Raw genomic sequence first — 16,675 nt, forward strand, 5'->3', positions numbered from 1 at the left:
GTCGCCCCGGCCATCCGCCCCCCGACCGTTCCGGACGGCACGAGTCGCGTCCGCGTTGCGCCGATGGCGACCCACACGGCCGACGAAATCGACGACTGCCTCGCCGCCTTCGAAACCGGGGGACGCGAGGTGGGGCTGCGATGACCGACGGCGCGCCCGGTGCGTTCGCGGTTCTGGGCACGGACACGGCGGTCGGGAAGACGGTGGTCACGGCCGGGCTGGTCGGGTGGCTCCGCGACACCGGCCACGACGCGCGGGCGGTCAAGCCGGTCCAGACGGGGTACCCGCCGGACGACGACGCCAGATTCGTCGCGGACGCCTGTGGGACCGATCGCGCCGCGACCTGTCTCCGCAGGCTCGAACCGGCACTGGCTCCGGCAGTCGCCGCGGACGTCGCCGGGGAGGCGTTGACGTACGAGACGCTCCGCGACCGGACCGCCGACGCACTCGCAGACGGCTCTCCCGGGGTAATGGAGGGTGTCGGCGGGGTTCGCGTCCCGCTCGCGGGCGACCGGGAGGTGATCGACCTGGTGGCCGACCTCAACCTCCCCTCCGTCGTCGTCGCCCGGTCCGGTCTGGGGACATTGAACCACACGGCGCTGACGGTGTCGGCACTCGAGCGCAGAGACGTCGACGTCTCGGGAGTCGTATTGAACCGATACGCGGGGGCGTCGGTCGCCGAACGGACGAATCCAGACGTGCTCCGGGAGATGACCGACTGCCCGGTGTGGACGCTTCCCCCGCTCGCGTTCGACGACTCTGATCCTGGAGCTGTCGCGCACGGCGTGCGGGACAACCTGTCGGGGGACGTCTTCCCCGACTCCGTCGTCGCACGGGGGGTCGCAGGCGACCCGTGACCGACGAGCTGTACAGCGTCCGGATGCGGGCGAGCGAGGCTGACACGTACGTCTCGGGCGCAGAGACCATCACCGACCGCGAGGGCGTCGAGTCGACCGCCCGGGCGATGATCGAACGGGCGCTCGACCACCCCAGAGGCGATCCCGACGATGTCGTCGTGACGGTCGACCGCCTAGCCGAATCCCCTATGTGCGTGTCTGCCCTCCCCGTCGTGACGGTGGAGGCCGATTCGGTCGAGTCCGGCCGTCACGTCGCCGGGCGACTCCTCGCTGATGCCGGCGTCTCGCCGTCGGTCGTCGACCGGGCGCTTGCCGTTCTGGGGCACTCGACGGCCGAGCGCGGAGCGGCGCTTCTCGACGCCGAGACCGGGAAGCGCCGTGACCCTGACCCCGAACGGGGGGTTCGCGTCTCCCGCCTCGGAACCAGCGACCGCGGCGACGAGGAACTCGACCGCGCCCTGGACGCGCACGGACTCGCGTCGACGCGCATCCGCGACGCACTCGTCCTCGCGACGAAGGTCACCCGCGCACCTGGAGTGGTCGCGGAACTCTGCTGGTCGGACAACCCGGACTACACGGCCGGGTACGTCGCGACGCGGGACGGGTACTACCGATTTCCAGCGCTCAAGGCAGCGGGGAACTCCCAGGGGGGCCGCGCCTTCTTCCTCGCTCCCGACGCCGACGTCGATCGTACCGTCACCTTCCTCAAAGAACGACCCGTGGTCGTCGACACAGTCCAGTCGTTCGACCAAGTAACACCGTCGGACCTCCTCTCGGGCTGACACTGTCGGCTGTCCCTGTTTTCACGTGTATTGAATAGGGGTGCGGCGTAGGAATCAGAGTGGATCACAAAATCGTTCGATGTTCGAGATGGCGAACAAGAGGACAGTTTCACGGAACTGCCGATACCACCCGATCGCTCGCACGGCATCGCCGAGCGAGCGCTTCGTTGTCGAGTACGATGTTCCGGCCATCCAGCGCTGAGAGTAGCCTTTTGTCCGGATGAGCGCGTTATGCCCGAGCGTCAACGGCCTCGATCCACGCTGTAAGATGAGTGGCTCGATTCCGAGTGCGTAGAACTCGTATTTCGTGATCCAGGTGTGGAAGGCTTTGTCGGCAGCCACAGATAGCAGGTCGCCCGCGTGCTTTCCCAACGCTTGTTTGGCTAGATGGCCGTACTAACAGGCCGTCGCGGCCGTCACACCCGTTGCCTTGGCAATCGCACTTCTAACACTTTCAACTGCAGTGCTAATCTTGTTTGTCACCACACTAGTTCAATTGGTGCTGAAGACGGACTCATATCTCCTGATGAGTGCTATTTCTGGTGTCGAACAGCACCTTCATCCACTGCCAGTTAACCATCGAAAAATAATCGGAAGGAGGATCAGGTTAATCACTATGCATTGAGACGACTAGTCTCATCTTCTGCGCGACCGCCGTTCGGACCCGGTTCCGAGAATAATCGCGAGACTGCAAGCAGATGGCTTGCTACACAATCTGCATAATGTACAATGCGCACGAAATCTGAATGATGAGGAAAATCACCCAAATCTAATATTAGTCGTTCGTAGCTTGCTCGCTCAGCATCTCCACAACTTCCTGAACACGTTCCTCATCGGCTTCGATACCACGCTCCCGGAGGATCTGGAGGGCGACCTCATCACCGTGGTCCGCAATTACCCGGAGACACGCATCTTGAAACTCTCTTCCTTCAAATTCGGGAACATCAAACATAGAGCACGCAGCAGTTACCGATGATCGCATCCGGGTGACGCCATTCCACGTGTCCTCCCGGACATAGAAGCCGTGCATATCGGTCTTATCAAAGGAGAAGGCCGGTCCACCGGTGGATTCGTCCACATCCTCCTCATCCTGCTCAGGAATGGACTCAGTCTCCGACTCTGTGTCCTCAGGAATTATCTCTTCATCCGGTTGCGGTTCATCCTGGGTGTCAGTACGTTCGTCGTCATCCGATTCGGCTCCTTCCTCCGTTTGTTTGAGCTGTTCAGCGACATCCCCGAAACGGTCGTCCTCATTAGGCATGGCTGTGTTCCTCCACGAGGTCCGCTAAGTGGTCGAAATTCGGGATCTGGTCGCAATCTTCGTCGAACTCCGAGACCGGCATTCCTTGCTTGAACGCGCGAGAAATCGCGGTCCGTTCGCGAATCCCTGGCTTCGGAATACTATCGATGGTGCGTCCCGAATCATCGAGGGCATCGAAGATCTCCGGGTCCACACGAGCGTACTCGGGGACGAATGAACCGAACTCCCGGTTGAGATTTTCAACGAGAGTCCGATGCTCGTTGCGTTGTCCCATTGTTTCGCGAATCATATTCGGAGTGACTGCGAGGATATCCAACCCGATATTCTGCCGGATTGGGGAGATCTGGCGTTCAATCATCTTATTGAGGCCGTTGATCGAGCCAGCACGCGGGATTAGCGGGATTATGACGCGCTGGACGGCGATGAGGGCGTTGTCGGAGAGTTTCCCACGGCCGCCTGCGGCATCAATTATCACGTAGTCGTATCCGTTTTGAATGAGTGGATCGACAACGTTCCGTCGAAGCTTCACGTCTGCGAACCGTTCGTCCTTCAGCCTCGTCTCGACGTTCTCGAGCTCGTTACTCGACGGGAGTAAGTGAACGCCGAAGTCCGTCTCGATAAGCAGGTCTTCAGGGTCCTCACCATCGATAAGGGCGTCACCGAGGTTCGCATCTCGGTCGTACGCATCGTCGTATCCCAACTGGGTCGTCATATGCCCGTCCTTATCCAGATCCAATAGTACCGTCTCATGGCCACGAGCAGCGAGTCGATCAGCGATGTTGAGCGCGATCGTGGATTTCCCTACCCCTCCCTTGAGCAACGAGACAGCTGCTCCGGGGAGCCCTTCAAACTCGTCAGCACTCATAGCTCAGCACCCCGTAAGCAGCGGATTTTGTACATTTTGTAGGTAATGTACATTGGGTAGATGTTGAAGGTTGCGCGAGTTTTGTCGATAATGTAAGTTTCGTACTGGTCATACGCGGTCAATGAAGCTCGTCCACCTTAATTCTGTGTCAGACAGATTGCGGACGCCATCCACACAATCTACATTTTGTACATTACGTAGATTGTTGGCACAATCTCAATTGTCAAAGTCACCGTCGACTTTACGCAATCTACATAATTTAGATTATCAGCATTTCACACGTATTCATCGCAATCTTTGCCACCCACACGAACCAATTGAAGAAGCCCAATTTGCATTATCTACATTATTCACATTATGCAGATTGGCTATGAGATCTACATTCTTCAGTCATTCAATAGGAGAGTCCTGAGTAATAGAACTCAGACAGAGCCGTTCTACCCCGTCCTCTAGTAAGACTTTTAACTGTTACCGGATTATTGGTAACTACCAGATGTACGAGGTTCTCGACGACACCGCGGCGCAAATCATCCTCGCTATCGAGAGTGGTGACTCCATCCGCCGTGTCGCCCAACACCTCCACACGCCCTACGAGACAGTGAGACAGGCCGTCAATCGGCTGGAAGACGCAGGCTACGTTTCCTATGACGACGGCCTCACTGTCGTCAACGAGCGCGTACGCGACGCAGCCCGCGAGCTCGTCGCTGCCAGCGCCGGCGTCAGTCCACCATCCATCGAGGAGGCCTACGTCATCCCACAGTTCGGTGACTGGCCGTTCGCATTTACACGGATCGACGCCGTCTACGTGTGGACTCAGGGCGGCTACCAGGTCGGTCGCGAGCCCGACGACTATCCACTGTTTCTGGCCGTCCGTGAGGAGGACGTCGACGCTTGGGAGGCGTTTTTCGAGTCGTTCGACCTCCCGACCGCATTCGAACGACAGCCCCGAGACGAGCTGGACGGACCGCTACAGATCGTCCTCGAGCCAGGCCCGTCCCTCGACATCGAGCACGTCGAGGGGTACCCGGTTATCCCGAGAGCAGAGACGATCGAGTATATGCGTGAGAACTACGCCCAGTTCCAGTCGGCGCTCGCGATGCTCGACCGGATGTACGAGGATATCGACCTCGGCGTCACATACCGGGAAACGGAACGAGCGCAGCCATGAGTTTCCACAACCGGAGTGACGCACTCATCGAACTGCTCGAGGACCTCACTCAGGAGGGACACGAGTACGTCCTTGTCGGCGGCTACGCTGTCTCAGCATTCAACGCACGCTTCTCTACGGACCTCGATATCGTAGTCGCACCAGACTCCAAGGCCGAGTTCGGCGAATTCCTCGAACAACGAGGTTTCGAGGAAACGGACAGCCACGCAAAGGAGTGGTTCTACGACACCGAAGTGATCGAGTACGAGAAGCGGCTCACGCCGCAGCAGCCGATCGGCTTCGATCTGCTAGTGAATGGCCTCGGTTGCCGCCAGACGGAGGCACAGTGGTCGTTTGACTACCTGTACGACCATAGCCACCAGCAGGAGGTCAGCGGGGGCACAGTAACGACGGCGGCCAGAGTCATCGATGGAGCCGTCCTCGTGGCGGCAAAGCTCCACAGCGGCCGCGAGACAGACCTTCGGGACGTCCTTGCAGTGGCGGAAGAGATCGACCTCGACGCTGTCACGCCCCACCTGCGGCGAGGGGACGACGATGCACTACGGGAGCAGCTAGAGCGTGGACTGGAGATCTTGGAGAGCGACGAACTCAAGCACGGGTATCGGAGCGACTTCGGAGCCTCAGCTGTCTCAGAAGAGACAGTCTCCGCCCTCCAAGAGTATCTGACAGAGCAGGTAAATAGGTTGGATTGAGAATCAGTCGTGGCTACAAACCATTCTGCGAACAGCTGATTGTCGAATAGCCGTGGGACTACTTGACCAGGTCCATCATCGGTCGAAGTTCAGATTCAATTTCCGCCATCTGATCCGACACCCAATGGAACCGTTCCTCTACGCCCGCATCAGTAAACCGGAGTGAAGCTCGTACGTCACGATTTCGGTTATGTTGGAGGAGTGCGAGAGCGTACGCGAGCATCTGCGGTCGATAATGTTCCGCGAGCTCACCCGATGTCGTAGCGGAGAGGTCGTTGGTCTTGTAGTCGATAATGTGGAATGCGTCCGGCGTGACGAGCAGCCGGTCAATATCACCGACAATCCGCGACTCATCGATTCGAGCGACAACAGAGTACTCGTCGTAAACCTCCTGAAGCTCGGTATCGGACTCGATGCGATCAACAAATTCGACTGCATCAGCAGCGTGGTTGACAGCATCACGGAGGTCCGATTCTGTCGGCTCCTCACCAGCCATCTGACTCAAACGACGGATCAGGGTGGTCCACTCGTCTCTCGGTGGGCGAAGTTCGTTGATCCGGTGGACGACCGTCCCAAACGTCGTTGGACTCAGGCCGGCCGACTCCTCACGCTGAGAGTAACTGTGACCGTCTGGAGACGCATCCGCCACCGCATTCACGAGGGTCGTCGCCGCGATCCGTTTCGCCGGCGCTAACGACGGCGGTGAGGGGATCGATATCTCCGGCGCTGAATCAACAGCATCGTCGTCGGTGTCCCGGTCTACTGGGCGCGGCGGCCTGCGAACAGTATAGCTGGCTCCATCTATCTCAGCACGGGCCTGTCCGTCACGAACCGCCTCGGCGACGAGTGCTCCGTCGAGGAGGGCTGGCTGTAACCAGTCGCGCCACCGGTCTGCGTCGTCGAAGGCTGCAGGCTCGCCGAGTTCGATTGTACCCGACTCGTCGACATCGATGTCGTGCGTGCCGCAGAGAAGGAGGTGATCGCGCGTTCGTGTACACGCTACGTAGAGGAGGCGTTTCGACTCCGCCCGCTCCTGTGGACGCGACCGTCGGTCGGCGTACTCGTGGACGGCCGTCTTCTCGATGGAGAACGCATCACCCGGATTCGGCCCACCAACCGCCGGCACCGGCGGCGCGTCATCAGTTCCGTCCACAAGTCGAACGTAGCCATGGTCGTCCACGGAGCGACCGAAGTTGAGGTCACTCCCGAGATCGGGGACGGTGACGATCGGGAACTCGAGTCCCTTCGCAGAATGGATCGTCATAATCCGGACGCCCTCGGCGTCACCGGGAATATCTGCCTCCCCCTCACGAGGGTCGATCTCGGCTTGGCGGTCGATCCGGTGGAGCAACCCGGCTGCTGTGTGAACACCGTTCTCGCTCCAGGTACGGACCTGGTCGCGGAACTTCTCGACGTTCGCGACAGCCTGTTGACCGCGTTCGTCGGCACTCACACTCGCCAGATACCCTGTGTCGTCGATCACCCGGGACAGCAGGCGATTCCACGGGAGGACGCCATCTTCGGACGGCGTCGCACAGCCGCTGAGGGTCCGCCACGTCGTAAGGAGATCGAACGCGTCCGCGAGGTGTGGATCGTCCGCCTCGGCGAGCCCATCCCATACTGAATCAGCTTCTGCGACAGCCGGTGCGAGGCGATCATCGGTGAATCCGAACAGCGGCGACCGAAGCACCCCGTAGAGAGAGACGTCGTCCTGTGGATCACCGAGTACTCGAAGCAGGTTCGTGAGCGCCTGGACCTCAGGCGTATCGTAGAACCCGACGCCACCGACGACAGTGTAGGGGATGTCGTACTCTTCGAGGGCGCGCTGATACCGATCCAGATGGGTTCGCCGGCGAAGGAGGATTGCCGTGTCGTCCGGCGTAGCGTCGCGATGAGCACCCGTGTCGGGGTCTTGGACTTGTGGCGGATCGTCGAACAGGTGGGTCAGTCGAGCAGCGAGCGCTTGCGCTTCGGCCTCGATGGTGTGGTCGAGCGCGCCTTCGGCGACCGGATGGTCGTCGCCGAAGAGCTCTGCCGCCGTGTCAGCGTCGTCAGGGACAGCGAGATACTCGACACTCCCGGTCAGTCCCTCGATGTCCTCGACACGGTCGCGTTGCGTGGTCAACTCCTGCGGTGGCGCTTCGTAGGGCTCGTGAGTGTCACTCTCCGGCTGGAATAGGTACTCGAAGAGCTCGTTCAGGAACAACAGCGGCTCGTCTAACGTCCGGAAGTTCCCAGAGAGTTCGAGTGCCGTCGGACTCTCGGCGTCGCTGTCGGGGACATCGTCGACCCCACGGGCTTCATTAACGGCCTGAAGTTCCGCTCTCGCTTCCCCGAACGTCGTCACGTCTGCACCACGGAATCCGTAGATACTCTGTTTCTCGTCGCCGACCAAGAAGACGTTCGACGCCGTCTGCTCGTCGACGCCCGTGAGGAGCTTGACTAACTCCCACTGGCGCGGGTCCGTGTCCTGGAACTCGTCGACCATCACGGCCGCAAACTGGTCTTGAAGCAGCTCCGTGACGGCATCGTTAGCTCGCAAGAACTCGAGCGTCGTCTCGATAACGTCGGGAAAGTCGAGTGTATCCCGACGGTCCTTCTCGTCGGTGTAGGTTGCCAGGACGTCGTCGAAGACCCGCATCAGAGCCAGCGCGTAATGGGCACTGTTTGCTTCGAGCTCACCGGGTGTCGTCTCGACTGCATCCGCATGCGGTTCGACGGCCGCGATGACCGCGTCGATAGCGTCCTTCAGGTCGTCGTAGACGTCACCGTACTCATTCCACTCGTCCCGGTCACCGACGACGTACCCCGAACTGCTGTACAGGCCACCGTTCTTCTTCTCACAGGCCTCGTAGAGGTCGAGGATTGCCCGCTGACAGTCGCGGGGATCGCTTTCCTCGGGGTTGGCAGGGAGTGTCGTCGCGACCTCGGTGAAGGTCCGGTAGACCCCAAGGCCGTCTTCGTCGGCGATAGCGCCCTCGCGGTCGACACGGCCCGCAACCGTGCGTAGCTGCTCAAGGAGTCCGTCCGCATACAGCGTCTGTCGGGCGTCGGCGACGTCGAGATCACAAACGACCTCCCAGCAGATATCGACGTAGTCGTTGACCTCCGCATCACGCCACTCCTCGAGGACCGCCTCGCTCTGTGGGCGCTCATCGAGTAATCCAGTGAGTACATCGACCAGCTGGTCACGACCCCAGAGCTGAGCGAGGAGCGCGACGTCGTCATCGTCCTGGTTGCGTTCGAGGAACTCCGTCACGACTTCGCGTTGAAGTGTCGCGGCGCCGTCTTCGTCGAGCACGTCGAAGCCGAGCGGGACCGGAGCCTCGACGGCCCGTTCTCGCAAGAGCCGCGTACAGAACGCGTGAATGGTGTGGACGTAGCCATCCTCCAGGTCGTCGAGGACGTTTCGCCAGCGGTGATAGGCTTCTGGTGAGTCGACAGCCTCGAGCCGGTCGTACACCTCCTCCCGAACGCGCTCGGTCAGTTCGGCAGCAGCCTTTCGCGTGAAAGTAATCGTGACGATGTTCTCCGGCGTGAGCGACGGGTTCTCGGCCAGTATCGTCACGTACCGCTCGGTGAGCGTTGTCGTCTTCCCTGTCCCGGCGCCGGCAGTGATCGCGACGTTCCGGCCCTGGACGAGCGCGTCCTCCTGTTCCTCTGTGAGCTGAATCTCCTCGGGGTCCTCAGTCATAGATTAAGGGAGGGAGAGGCAGCCGGCATCCGTCTTTAGTTAGCCCTCACACCTCGGTTGTGTAGCGGTAGCGAGCGTCTCTTGTAAGATCGGTCGTTGCTGGTGGATCTTCTGTGCGTCGTCGATCAGCCGTTCCAGCAACGGCGGTGGCGAGTAGCCGAGGTACTCTCCGAGTTCGTGGAGGATGAGCTGGGCGTGCGACCGGAAGGTCGCCGCCCAGCGTTCCGGCGGAAACACGATCTCATCGTCTGCCTGCTCGGTGACCAGATCCAACAGTTCACGACTCACCAGCAGTGACAGCAACGCCGCGTACAGCAAGATTTCCACGACAGCCGGGTTTCTCGTGTCGAATTCGTCCAGTTCGTACTGCGTCTTCAGCTCACGGAACAACGTTTCTACCTCCCATCGACACCGGTACAGCGTCGCTAGGTCTGACGGCAGGAACTCGTCTCTCGGCAGATTCGTTATGTAGAGATGGTCATCCGTCTTTAGTTAAGCGAGAAACCGCGTGATAGCGGCGGCTTATCGAGGCATCTTTCGGAAGGAATGAGGAAGTCCAGTCTGTGCACGACAAGGACTCCTCACCTCGGATTATGCGTCGGCTCACTACACTGTTTCCCTCTGAGTTCCTCGAAGACCACGCCGAGGAACTCGGCGTGGTCGAACGTGACCGCAAGCTCCAGATCCCTGCCTTCGTTTGGGCGTTCGTGTTCGGCTTCGCCGCAGGCGAAAGCCGAACACTCGCCGGTTTTAGACGCTGTTACAACTCGACTGCCGATGAGACGATTTCTCCGGGTGGATTCTATCAGCGGTTGACACCGACGCTTGCGGAGTATCTCCGCGACCTCGTCGAGCATGGTCTCGACGAGGTCGCCGTTCCTAACGCTGTTGACGCTGATATCGACCGATTTAGAGACGTGATGATCGCTGATGGAACGGTGTTGCGGTTACACGAATTTCTCTCAGATCAGTTCGAAGCCCGCCACGAGGAGCAGGCTGGAGCGAAGCTCCACCTGCTCCACAATGCCACAGAGCAGACGATTGAACAGCTCGATACTGCTAACGAGAAAACGCACGACAGCACCTTGTTCAAAACAGGGCCGTGGCTTGAGAATCGCCTCATGCTGTTCGATCTCGCCTACTTCAAGTACCGCCGGTTTGCGCTGATCGACGAAAATGACGGCTACTTCGTGAGTCGGCTGAAGCAGAACGCGAATCCGCTGATTACCGGAGAGCTACGGGAATGGCGCGGCCGCGCCATTCCCTTAGAGGGCAAGCAGCTCCGAGCTGTTCTCGATGATCTTGACCGGAAATACATCGATGTGGAGGTCGAAGTCGAATTCAAACGGGGGCCGTACAATGGGACACAGTCGCTGGATACGAAGCGGTTTCGCGTCGTCGGCGTCCGCGACGAGGACGCCGACGACTACCACCTGTACATGACGAATTTAGCGAGGAAGGAGTTCTTTCCGGCGGATTTAGCGGAGATCTACCGCTGTCGGTGGGAAGTTGAGTTGCTGTTCCGGGAGCTGAAGACGCAGTACGAATTGGACGAGTTCGACACGAGTGACGAACACGTGGTGAGGATCTTATTGTACGCAGCGCTGCTGTCGCTGCTTGTAAGCCGCGATCTGTTGGATCTAGTCACTGAGCAGGCGGATGATGAGCTTGTGTTTCCGACAGAGCGCTGGGCGGCGACCTTTCGGTCGCACGCCCAGCTTATTCTCCACGAACTCGGTGAGTTCCTTGGCTACTCACCACCGCCGCTTCTCGACCGGCTGATCGAAGACGCTCAAAAGATCCACAAGCAACGACCAATCTTACAAGAGACGCTCGCTACCACTACACAACCGAGGTGTGAGGCTTAACTAAAGACGGATGAGGCAGCCGGTCACCAGTCATATTGCTCTACCATTTTCTTGCTGGACCGTATTTCTTATTCATCATAAAGTCACAACTGGAAGTATGGAGGTCCGCCGAACCGTCCAAGTCAAGCTTGATGTAACCGACGAGCAGGCCGGCCTCCTGCACGAGACGATTGACGAGTTCCTGTGGGCAGCGAACTACGTCGTGGACGCAGCATGGGATGGGGAATGGGCTGAGACTCGCTCATCTGTCCTACACGAGCAAACGTACGACGACGTACGCGAACAGACGCGGCTTCACAGTAACCACGTCCAATCAGCCCGTGACTGTGCTATCGACGCGATGCAAAGTGTGGTTGGCAAGTGGTCCAAAGGTGAGTACGCCTCGTTGCCGACATTCACCTCACGATTTTGTGATTACAATCAGCGCAACGCCACGTTCCACAACGACCACGCTTCGTTGTCCACCGTCGACGGGCGCATCACGGCCGACTATGTTCTCCCTGACGAGGACCGAGACACTCCTCACACAGAGTACTTACAAGACGACGAGTGGGAACAGACCGGCGCAACACTCCACTACCGGCGCGGTGACTTCTACCTCCACATCCGAACAAAGGCAGATGTGGAAACCCCCGAACCCGACGAGAACGGAACGGTTCTCGGTGTGGACCTCGGGGTCGAGAATATCGCCGTCACCTCGACTGGCGTCTTCTGGTCTGCTGACGAGCTGAACCATTGGCGACGGGAGTACGTTAAGCGTCAAAAATCTCTCCAGGAGTGTGGAACGAGGTGGGCCCACGAAAGCGTCCAAGCGGTCGGCCGAAAGAAGACGGGACGGTTCGAACAATTACTTCACCGCGTGGCAAACGAGCTACTCGAAGAAGCGATCTCGAACGGTTGTACGGTAATTGCGTTCGAGAATCTGACCGACATCAGAGATCGTATTCCAAAGGCCCGACGGTTTCACGAGTGGGCATTCCGTCAGTTGACCAGCTACGTCTCGTATAAAGCCGAGGAACACGGCCTGAGTGTTGAGCAGGTAAATCCGAAGAACACATCTCGACGGTGTTCATCGTGCGGCTTCACTGGCGAGGCAAACCGCCCATCGCAGGACACCTTTCGCTGTCAGTCCTGTGGATATGAGAACCACGCGGATTACAACGCAGCGAAGAACGTCGGTTACAGACTCCTTCGCAACCAAACCGGAGGCGAGGGAGGCGCACCCGTAGGTGTGCGCTTGAACAGCGGGATGTTGAACGCGAACGGCTTACAACCCGTACCAAATTCGGTTAGAGCAGGAGTCCACGCTGAAAGCCAACAGAGCTAATCGTTGGCTGACCTACCGCTCATCACCGCCTCGATGTCCTCGTCGTCGCGAACACGGAGCGGAACATACGCTGCGTCGTCCTTGTGAACCTCGTCGACGAACTCCCGCTTGCGGTGATGGCGGACATCGCAGGCCCGACGGTAGTCACAGTATCGGCAGTTCGCTCCGCGGGCCGACAGAAGCGTCGTGTGGAACCGTCCATTGCCGATCGCCTCGTCGATCTGGCCTAGCCACTCCGGGACGACATCGTTCAGGAAGCGACGGAGTTCGACCTCGGAATCGAACTTCGACTCGACACCGCGTGGAACCTTGATGTCGTTGGGCGGTCGAACCTGATAGTACGTCGCTGAAAGCGATCCCTGCTCGAACAGATCACCGTCGACGACGTTGGCCGCAGCAAGCAGATAGATAGGGAGCTGGAACTTCGTGCCACCGGTCGTCTTCGTCATATACGGTGCCCGCCCAGTCTTGTAGTCGTAGAGCGTGAGCGTCGGTTGCTCGCCATCCCGACTCACGTCAACGCGGTCGATGTAACCCCGAATCGAGACAGTCGAGCCGTCCGGCCGCTCAACCGTGAACGGTCCAGCATCCGAGTCGGGAAGCCCCTCGCCGAACGGGGCCTCGAACAAGTGTGGGCGGCCGGCGCCGTCCCGCGAGAGTTCGTTGTCGAGGAAGGTAGCGAACAACCCCTGTTCCGGTGCGTCGTGGGGTTTGCTCCCAGCCTCGTACGGAGCGCTCACGCCGTCACCCAGACCCGCGAACAGCTCCGCCTTCCACCGTTCGTAGAACAGGCCGTCGTACTCGAAGTCAGCATCCCGGAGTGCGTCAACGGCGATCTCGCGAAGGTGCGTCGCCAAGTCGTCCCGGTCGAAGTCTGTGAGATCGACACCATCCTCGGTCTCGTCCTGCAGATCCGCGAAAAATCGTTCGAGTACGTCGTGAACGTACGACCCGGTTTCGAGGGGCGTAGGGACGACCTCGACGTCATCCGGATCCTCGATTCCGAGCACTTTCTCGGCGTAGAACTTGAACCCACACTCGACGTATCGCTCGATCCGACTCGCGCTGTAGGGTTCTCGTTCCGACGGAGGGTAGACCTCAGCGACGGTCTCGGGTTCTAACACGCCGTCGTGTTCGGAGAGGCCAGCCGTTCCCCTGTTGTCCGCACAGTGGAGTCCCTGATCCGTGCGCTTGGTCTGCTCGGGGGAGAGGTCACCTCGGTCGCCGGCGCGGCTGACTGCCGCACGCCGGTCGGCCGTTGCAGCGACGTGGCGCTGGAGGTCTTCGCGGGAGCCTACGCGGTCGTCGACGCCGTCTTCGGGGTCGATGCCGGTCACGCGCTGGAGTTCGTCGAGGACCGGCGACCGGACGACGGCGGACTCGTCGTCGCCCGTCTCTGGTGTGGTGATCGTGAGTTCGTCGACGTTCGCGAGGAGCGTCGCGAAGAGATAGCGGCCACGGAGTCGTTCGTCGCCAGTGTCGAACCGTGGGTGGGCGTCGGTCATCTCCTCGAAGAAGGCCGGTCGTTCCGGCGTCACTGGGAAGTGCTCGCTCGTCAGTCCCACAAGGAACACCTTCTCGAACGAGCGCATCCGGGCGTCGAGTAACCCCATCACTTCAACGTGGCCGCCGGCAGCGCGCTGCGGAACCCGGATCGGCACACCATCGAACGCACGGGTGAAGAGAGCCAACGGGGAAAGGTCGCTATTGACCTCCGCCAGCGACTCGAACGAGGAGAGAATCTCGTCGACGAGATCATAGCCCCGCTGTTCGACGGCTTGCTCTGCGCCGCTGGCGTAGTCCTCCGTCGCCGCCTCCAGGTCGAATTGTTCGTCCAACAGTCGACGGAGCGTCTCGGCTGCGTCCTCGACGTCACCTGTTCGGAGCGTCTCCAGTGTAGCCAGCAGCTCCTCGATCAGCGCCGACGCCTCGCCGTCGACGTCATCAAGCAGGGGTGACACAGAAACGGTGTCACGCCGACGAGCAGCTGCCGTGACGGCGTTGGCTTGGTCGGTATCGACGACATCGACCAGTGGATTCGCTAGCAGGGACGTGAGATCCTCAGCACGTGGGTTCGGTTCGGCGAGGTTCAGGAGGTCGTGTACAACGCTCCCGGTGAACGTCCGGTTCAGCTGTGAGGCGGCGGTCGTGACGTGCGGGATGTCGAACGTATCGAACGTGTCCTCGACGTACCCCGAATAGGCCTCGGTCCCCGGGACGACGACAGCCAGGTCGTCGGGGTCGCGGCCATTGGCCAACTCGGTCCGGAGCTCGCGAGCGACGAAGCGAATCTCGCGCTCGGGGGTCGGGAGTTCACGCCACCGGAGTGCGTCTGGAGCAGGGACGGTGTCGGGATCCGGGCGGTAGAGAGACTCGGTGATCGTACCGAAGGCCTGCCCTGACTCGTCGACGGGCTCGAGTTCTACTGTTTCAAAATCAAGTGCGTCGTAGACCTCTAGGGCGTCCTCCGCAACGGCGTCGACTCCGCTCCGGCCATCTTGGTGAAGCGGCAGCAGTGCGATCATTGGAAGTTCGTCGACGAGGCGTTCGATGAGGCGGCGTTCGACGGGGCGGAACTCGTGATACCCGGAAAGGATGATGGCATCCAGTTCCGGGGAGAACGCCGATAGTGACTGCTCCGCCGTCGCCACGGCGTCGAACATTTCCCCCCGGGTACAGACCCAATCATCGACGTGGTCAGTATGGAGGTCCTGGTAGTGGCGGTACGCGTCGACAGTAGCTGCCGCGATATGGTCATCGAGGGGTGAGCCCTCGAACTCCGCTACGAGCGCGTCAGCGGTCCCGACGCCGGCGTCGTCGAAGAGTGAGAAGCGGCTACTGAACGAATCAGCGAGGGCGGCAGAGGCCGGTTCGCCAGCAAGAGCGCCATCTGTCTCGGCTGTTGTTCGGTCAAGCGCGTACTCCGCGAGTCGACGGTTCAGCTGCCCAGAGAGCGGTTGGACCGGACCGTGGAGATGCTCGTACCACTCCCGAACGACTGCGTCGAGCGTCTCGGCACGAAGACTGAGAGGGTCGTGTGTCGTAGCCCAATTGTCCTCAACTTCACTTCGACGAGCGTCGTTCCGGGTGATGTAGAGAACACTCCCGAGAGAATTCTCAGCAATCTCCGCAGCCCGTTCAAAAGCCGCCTGCTCTAAATGTGCATGCTGAGAACCAGTTAGGAGCGTAGAGGTCATCGAATACAGTCCTCAAGATATCGCTCTCACTTCATTTTTATTGGTTCCTCTATGCGTATTCTGACTAACGCGGAGTGAATATCCAACAATGACAAATAGTAAAGTGGGTTGGTTGACTCCACCATCGTATGAACACTCTACCAGACGGCGATAACGGACCGCCGTCTCTTTCCCGCACATTCTCTCCCAAAGAGGTCAACATGGATTTGACCATGTGCGGCCTCCTACCTGATCGAGCAGAAGAGATCGCCCGGTTGTACCGTGAACACGGGAACTGGAACCAGGTCAAGGATATCTGGTTTGAGGAACGACGTGCGAACCGCAGTACAAAGGGGAGTTCTCAGAAGATATACCGCGTTCTCTCATCACGATTCAAAAACGCCCCTGCCACCCTCCCTAATCCAAGTGATCTTCCTGCCGTCTTGGATACCTGTTCGTCATCGCGAGACAAAGCTCAAGTGCTCTACCTCTATCTGGTCGCCGATGACGCGCTCGTTCGATATGCTGTTCACGAATATGCCCGACGCCTTGCTGAGGACTTTCCCGAACCTCTTGACTTCTCTAATGAGACACTCACCTCTGTCTTGAATCAGTTCGAATACACTGACGAGACACCGTTCGACTATGCGGACTCAACGACAGAGAGATGGTGCGAAGGACTGCGGTCAGTTATGCGCGAGATCGGCGTCCTGGAGAATCAGCAAACGGTCGTCGGTAATCCACCATCACTAGGAGAGACGCCACTCCTTGTCGCAATGGGCTACTCGTATGAGGAAGGCGACGAAGAGTGGTTCGAATCACCAACTGGACTCCAGTACCTATTCCAGCCGAGTGCCCGTTGGGAGGAACTCTACAATCGGGCAGCAGAGACTGAGGCGTGGGAGTTTGTCGAGCTCCATGGAAGTCTCCAACTGCGGCCGACCGACGAGCCGTACTCATCGATTACGAGTGGAGGGATCTGAAT

The 16,675-nt window shown here is 59.7% G+C and carries 11 protein-coding genes and 3 pseudogenes; 8 read left to right on the top strand and 6 right to left on the bottom strand.

The window, feature by feature from the left end:
- The 3 genes and pseudogenes from ACOZ32_RS12395 to ACOZ32_RS12405 form a co-directional block, all read left to right on the top strand.
- Positions 1-144, top strand: a pseudogene (locus ACOZ32_RS12395) (aminotransferase class I/II-fold pyridoxal phosphate-dependent enzyme); the annotation flags it as partial.
- A complete protein-coding gene (gene bioD, locus ACOZ32_RS12400) occupies positions 141-857 on the top strand; it encodes a dethiobiotin synthase (RefSeq protein ID WP_285253687.1) in 717 nt (238 codons plus the stop codon). The pseudogene ACOZ32_RS12395 and the gene bioD, both read left to right, overlap by 4 nt.
- On the top strand, positions 854-1,639 hold the full coding sequence (locus ACOZ32_RS12405) for a 6-carboxyhexanoate--CoA ligase (RefSeq protein ID WP_285253686.1): 786 nt from the start codon (positions 854-856) through the stop codon (positions 1,637-1,639). Before bioD ends, ACOZ32_RS12405 begins: the two co-directional genes overlap by 4 nt.
- A 54-nt stretch (positions 1,640-1,693) precedes the next feature.
- Here ACOZ32_RS12405 and ACOZ32_RS12410 read toward each other — a convergent pair.
- From ACOZ32_RS12410 to ACOZ32_RS12420, 3 genes and pseudogenes are all read right to left on the bottom strand, one after another.
- Positions 1,694-1,999 (bottom strand): annotated as a pseudogene (locus ACOZ32_RS12410) (IS5/IS1182 family transposase); the annotation flags it as partial.
- 415 nt (positions 2,000-2,414) lie between these two features.
- Positions 2,415-2,900, bottom strand: coding sequence for a hypothetical protein (locus ACOZ32_RS12415; RefSeq protein WP_121564742.1), 486 nt, complete (start codon positions 2,898-2,900; stop codon positions 2,415-2,417).
- Complete coding sequence (locus tag ACOZ32_RS12420) at positions 2,893-3,765, bottom strand: ParA family protein (protein ID WP_004594451.1); 873 nt, start codon at positions 3,763-3,765, stop codon at positions 2,893-2,895. The genes ACOZ32_RS12415 and ACOZ32_RS12420 overlap by 8 nt, the downstream gene beginning before the upstream one ends.
- Positions 3,766-4,258: 493 nt before the next feature.
- Between ACOZ32_RS12420 and ACOZ32_RS12425 the strand changes: the two genes are divergently transcribed.
- Positions 4,259-4,933 carry a helix-turn-helix domain-containing protein gene (locus ACOZ32_RS12425; protein WP_409226690.1) on the top strand — a complete coding sequence of 225 codons (675 nt, stop codon included), beginning with the start codon at positions 4,259-4,261 and terminating at the stop codon, positions 4,931-4,933.
- On the top strand, positions 4,930-5,625 hold the full coding sequence (locus ACOZ32_RS12430; protein WP_285253684.1) for a nucleotidyltransferase family protein: 696 nt from the start codon (positions 4,930-4,932) through the stop codon (positions 5,623-5,625). The genes ACOZ32_RS12425 and ACOZ32_RS12430 overlap by 4 nt, the downstream gene beginning before the upstream one ends.
- 58 nt (positions 5,626-5,683) lie before the next feature.
- Here ACOZ32_RS12430 and ACOZ32_RS12435 read toward each other — a convergent pair whose 3' ends face one another.
- The gene (locus tag ACOZ32_RS12435; protein WP_424335265.1) at positions 5,684-9,319 is read right to left on the bottom strand and encodes a UvrD-helicase domain-containing protein; all 3,636 of its coding nucleotides are present in this window, start codon (positions 9,317-9,319) and stop codon (positions 5,684-5,686) included.
- A 39-nt stretch (positions 9,320-9,358) separates the two neighbouring features.
- Positions 9,359-9,802, bottom strand: a pseudogene (locus ACOZ32_RS12440) (transposase); the annotation flags it as partial.
- Positions 9,803-9,912: 110 nt separating this feature from the next.
- On the opposite strand from ACOZ32_RS12440, the gene ACOZ32_RS12445 reads away from it, so the two are divergent.
- Both ACOZ32_RS12445 and ACOZ32_RS12450 read left to right on the top strand, forming a co-directional pair.
- Positions 9,913-11,187, top strand: coding sequence for an IS4-like element ISH8A family transposase (locus tag ACOZ32_RS12445; RefSeq protein WP_010890512.1), 1,275 nt, complete (start codon positions 9,913-9,915; stop codon positions 11,185-11,187).
- Between the two features lie 97 nt (positions 11,188-11,284).
- Positions 11,285-12,514 (top strand): RNA-guided endonuclease InsQ/TnpB family protein, encoded by a 1,230-nt coding sequence (locus ACOZ32_RS12450; RefSeq protein ID WP_424335266.1) that lies wholly within the window; start codon positions 11,285-11,287, stop codon positions 12,512-12,514.
- Here ACOZ32_RS12450 and ACOZ32_RS12455 read toward each other — a convergent pair.
- Positions 12,511-15,711, bottom strand: coding sequence for a PD-(D/E)XK nuclease family protein (locus ACOZ32_RS12455; protein WP_424335267.1), 3,201 nt, complete (start codon positions 15,709-15,711; stop codon positions 12,511-12,513). The genes ACOZ32_RS12450 and ACOZ32_RS12455 overlap by 4 nt on opposite strands.
- Positions 15,712-15,839: 128 nt before the next feature.
- Here ACOZ32_RS12455 and ACOZ32_RS12460 point away from each other — a divergent pair, with 128 nt between their 5' ends.
- Positions 15,840-16,673 carry a BrxA family protein gene (locus ACOZ32_RS12460; RefSeq protein ID WP_424335268.1) on the top strand — a complete coding sequence of 278 codons (834 nt, stop codon included), beginning with the start codon at positions 15,840-15,842 and terminating at the stop codon, positions 16,671-16,673.
- Positions 16,674-16,675 lie beyond the last annotated feature (2 nt).

Source organism: Halobacterium sp. MBLA0001 (assembly GCF_049705385.1).
GTDB classification, from domain to species: Archaea; Halobacteriota; Halobacteria; order Halobacteriales; family Halobacteriaceae; genus Halobacterium; species Halobacterium salinarum.